Here is a 3,066-nt window from a genome sequence, read left to right as displayed (position 1 = left end):
TAGAGCGTTAAGCTGAAAGCATAACGCTCTACTCTCGACCGGTTACGTGGTCGTTCACGCCCCCGACATCAATGCGGCTGGCGAAAATCGACCGTGCGGGACTCGCCGCCCACCATGACAAGGCTGCGCTGTGCCGGCGCCTCGGCAATAATCGCCCCGGCGCGCAGCACCAGGCGCCGCGCCGCGCGAAGCCGGATCGCCTCGATCGGATCGCCGGCATCGAACACCACCAGATGCGCTGGCCTGCCCACCGCGATGCCGTAATCGCTCAACCCCATCGCGGCGGCGGCATTCACCGTCACCGCATCGAAACACGCCCGCATCCCGGCAACGCCGGTCATCTGCGCCACATGCAGCCCCATCCCGGCCACCTCCAGCATGTCGTGGCTGCCGAGCGGATACCACGGGTCCATCACGCAATCATGCCCGAACGCGACATTCACCCCCGCCGCCATCAGCTCCGGCACCCGCGTCATCCCCCGCCGCTTCGGATAGGTGTCGTGCCTGCCCTGCAGCGTGATGTTGATCAGCGGATTGGCGATGGCGCTCACCCCGGCCTCCGCGATCAGCGGTATCAGCTTGCTCGCATAATAATTATCCATCGAATGCAGCGAGGTCAGATGCGATCCAGCCACCCGCCCCTGCATGCCGTGACGAATGGTCTCGGCGGCGAGCGTCTCGATATGGCGCGACTGCGGATCATCACTCTCGTCGCAATGCATATCGACCATCAGCCCCCGCGCCGCCGCAAGGGCCATCAGATCACGTACACTCGCGGCGCCCTCGTCCATGGTGCGCTCGAAATGCGGAATCCCGCCCACCACGTCGAGCCCCATCGCCAGCGCGCGCGCCAGGTTCTCCGCCGCCCGCTCATAGCGCCGGTAGCCATCCTGCGGAAACGCGACGAGCTGGATCGTGATGAACGGCGCCATCTCGGCCCGCAACGCCGTCAGCGCCTCGACCGCCAGCAACCGGTCGTCACAAATATCGACATGCGAGCGAATCGCCCCGATCCCCTGAGCGATCGACCACAGGCACAAACGCCGCGCCCGCTCGTAAATCGCCTCGATCGTGAGATGCGGCTTGAGCTCGCCCCAAAGCGCGATACCCTCGAGCAGCGTGCCGCTCTCGTTCCGCCGTGGCAGGCCGAGCGAGAGCGTGGAATCCAGATGCAAATGACTGTCGATCAACGGCGGCGTCACCAGATCCCCGCCGGCATCGATCACCCGCGCCGCCTCGATATCGAGACGCGGCCCGATCGCGACAATCACGCCGTCATCGATCGCAATGTCGATGTCGCGCCGCCCATCCGCCAGCGTCGCCGCGCGGATCAGCAAGTCAACCGTCATGGATACAATCTCGTCGCCTGCCAGAACTCACCCGCGCGGGTGAACACCGCCCGGTCATGCAGCCGAAAATCCCGATCCTCCCAGAATTCGATCGCCCGCGGCGTCACCACCCAGCCCGACCAGTGCGGCGGTCGCGGCACCTCGGCATCGGCATAAAGCGCGATCGATTGCTCAAGCCGCTGCTCAAGACGCCGCCGATCCGCCAGCGGCCGCGACTGATCCGACGCCCACGCCCCGATTCGCGACAGGCGCGGCCGCGTCGCGAAATAGGCATCGGCCTCCGCGTCACTCACCTGCGCGGCACTGCCCTCGATGCGGATCTGCCGCTTGCGGGTCTTCCAGTGAAACAGCAGCGCCACCTGCGGATTAGCCCGGATTTCGTCCGATTTGCGGCTCTCCAGATTGGTATAAAACACAAAACCCTGCCGGTCCCACGATTTCAGCAGCACGATTCGCGCCGAAGGCTGCCCCTCCGGCGTCGCGGTCGCGAGTGTCATCGCATTCGGATCGTTGAGTTCAGACTCCTCGGCCTTTGCCATCCAGGCGCCGAACAGATCATAAGGGTCGTCGGTAAGATCGATCATTGGTTGCCCTCGAAACAGTGTCGTACACTTGATAGGTCATGCCGCCTTGTGCCACCACCCCGGTATGACAGTATTGGCGACGTTCAGATTGGAGTTCCGTTATGCATGAATCCGTTGCAACCCTTCCGCTCGCTGGTACGCTGATGCGGGGCAAGCGCGGCGTGATCATGGGGGTGGCCAACAACCGCTCGATCGCCTGGGCCATCGCCCAGGCAATCGCCGCCCAGGGCGGCGAGGTCGCCTTCACCTATCAGGGCGAGGCCCTGGAAAAACGGCTCCGCCCCCTCGCTTCAAGCATCGCCTCGGACCTGATCATCCCCTGCGACGTCACCGACGACGCCGCCCTCGACGCCGCGTTCAACACAGTGGCGTCACACTGGGGCGACATCGATTTCCTGGTCCACGCCATCGGCTTCGCCGACAAGCAATTCCTGCGCGGCCGCTACGCCGACACGCCACGCCAGGCCTTCCTGCAAGCGATGGACATCTCCTGCTACTCCTTCACCGCCGCCGCGCAACGCGCCGGCGCCCTGATGCCGCGCGGCGGCGCCATGCTGACACTGACCTACCTCGGCGCCGAACGCGTCACCCCACACTACAACGTCATGGGCGTGGCCAAAGCCGCCCTCGAATCCTCGGTGCGCTACCTCGCCGCCGATTTCGGCGCCAGCGGCATCCGGATCAACGGCATCTCCGCCGGCCCGATCAAAACCCTCGCCGCCTCCGGCATCGGCGATTTCAACTACATCCTGAAATGGAACCAATATAACGCCCCGCTGGAACGCAACGTCGCCCTCGAAGAAGTCGGCGCCTCCGGCCTCTACCTGCTCTCCGACCTCGCGCGCGGCGTCACCGGCGAAATCCACCACGTCGATTGCGGCTACCATATCGTCGGCATGAAAAACCCCTCCGCCCCGGATATCAACGCCGTGGAATAACCCGCGCCACATATAGGCAAGGCAAGCAAGGCGTTCTTTTTTGCAAAAAAGAACCAAAAAACTCTCTTTAATCTGGTCCGTACCGGTGAAACGCCCGGAAACCCGAGTAAACGTTTTTTGATTCTGGCCCGTGCCGGTACAACCACCGGGAACCCGCACCTCGTAGGGTGGGATGCCCTTCCGCATCCCACCATC

At 64.1% G+C, this 3,066-nt stretch carries 3 protein-coding genes; 1 reads left to right on the top strand and 2 read right to left on the bottom strand.

The genetic code is table 11. The features are described 5' to 3' along the window. Nucleotides 1–68: 68 nt before the first annotated feature. Both ACP5E6_RS17720 and pdxH read right to left on the bottom strand, forming a co-directional pair. Nucleotides 69–1,349 (bottom strand): amidohydrolase family protein, encoded by a 1,281-nt coding sequence (locus ACP5E6_RS17720; RefSeq protein ID WP_427956490.1) that lies wholly within the window; start codon nucleotides 1,347–1,349, stop codon nucleotides 69–71. Beyond that, nucleotides 1,346–1,933, bottom strand: a complete 588-nt coding sequence (gene pdxH / locus ACP5E6_RS17715) for a pyridoxamine 5'-phosphate oxidase (protein WP_427956487.1) — start codon at nucleotides 1,931–1,933, stop codon at nucleotides 1,346–1,348. Before pdxH ends, ACP5E6_RS17720 begins: the two co-directional genes overlap by 4 nt. Before the next feature lie 101 nt (nucleotides 1,934–2,034). Here pdxH and fabI point away from each other — a divergent pair, with 101 nt between their 5' ends. Beyond that, complete coding sequence (gene fabI / locus ACP5E6_RS17710) at nucleotides 2,035–2,871, top strand: enoyl-ACP reductase FabI (RefSeq protein WP_427956484.1); 837 nt, start codon at nucleotides 2,035–2,037, stop codon at nucleotides 2,869–2,871. The last annotated feature ends 195 nt before the right edge of the window (nucleotides 2,872–3,066 follow it).

The organism is Acidiphilium sp. (assembly GCF_049977125.1).
Lineage (GTDB): Bacteria > Pseudomonadota > Alphaproteobacteria > Acetobacterales > Acetobacteraceae > Acidiphilium.
The sequence above is the reverse complement of the archived record's forward strand: the minus strand, read 5'-3'. Positions and strand labels throughout refer to the sequence as shown.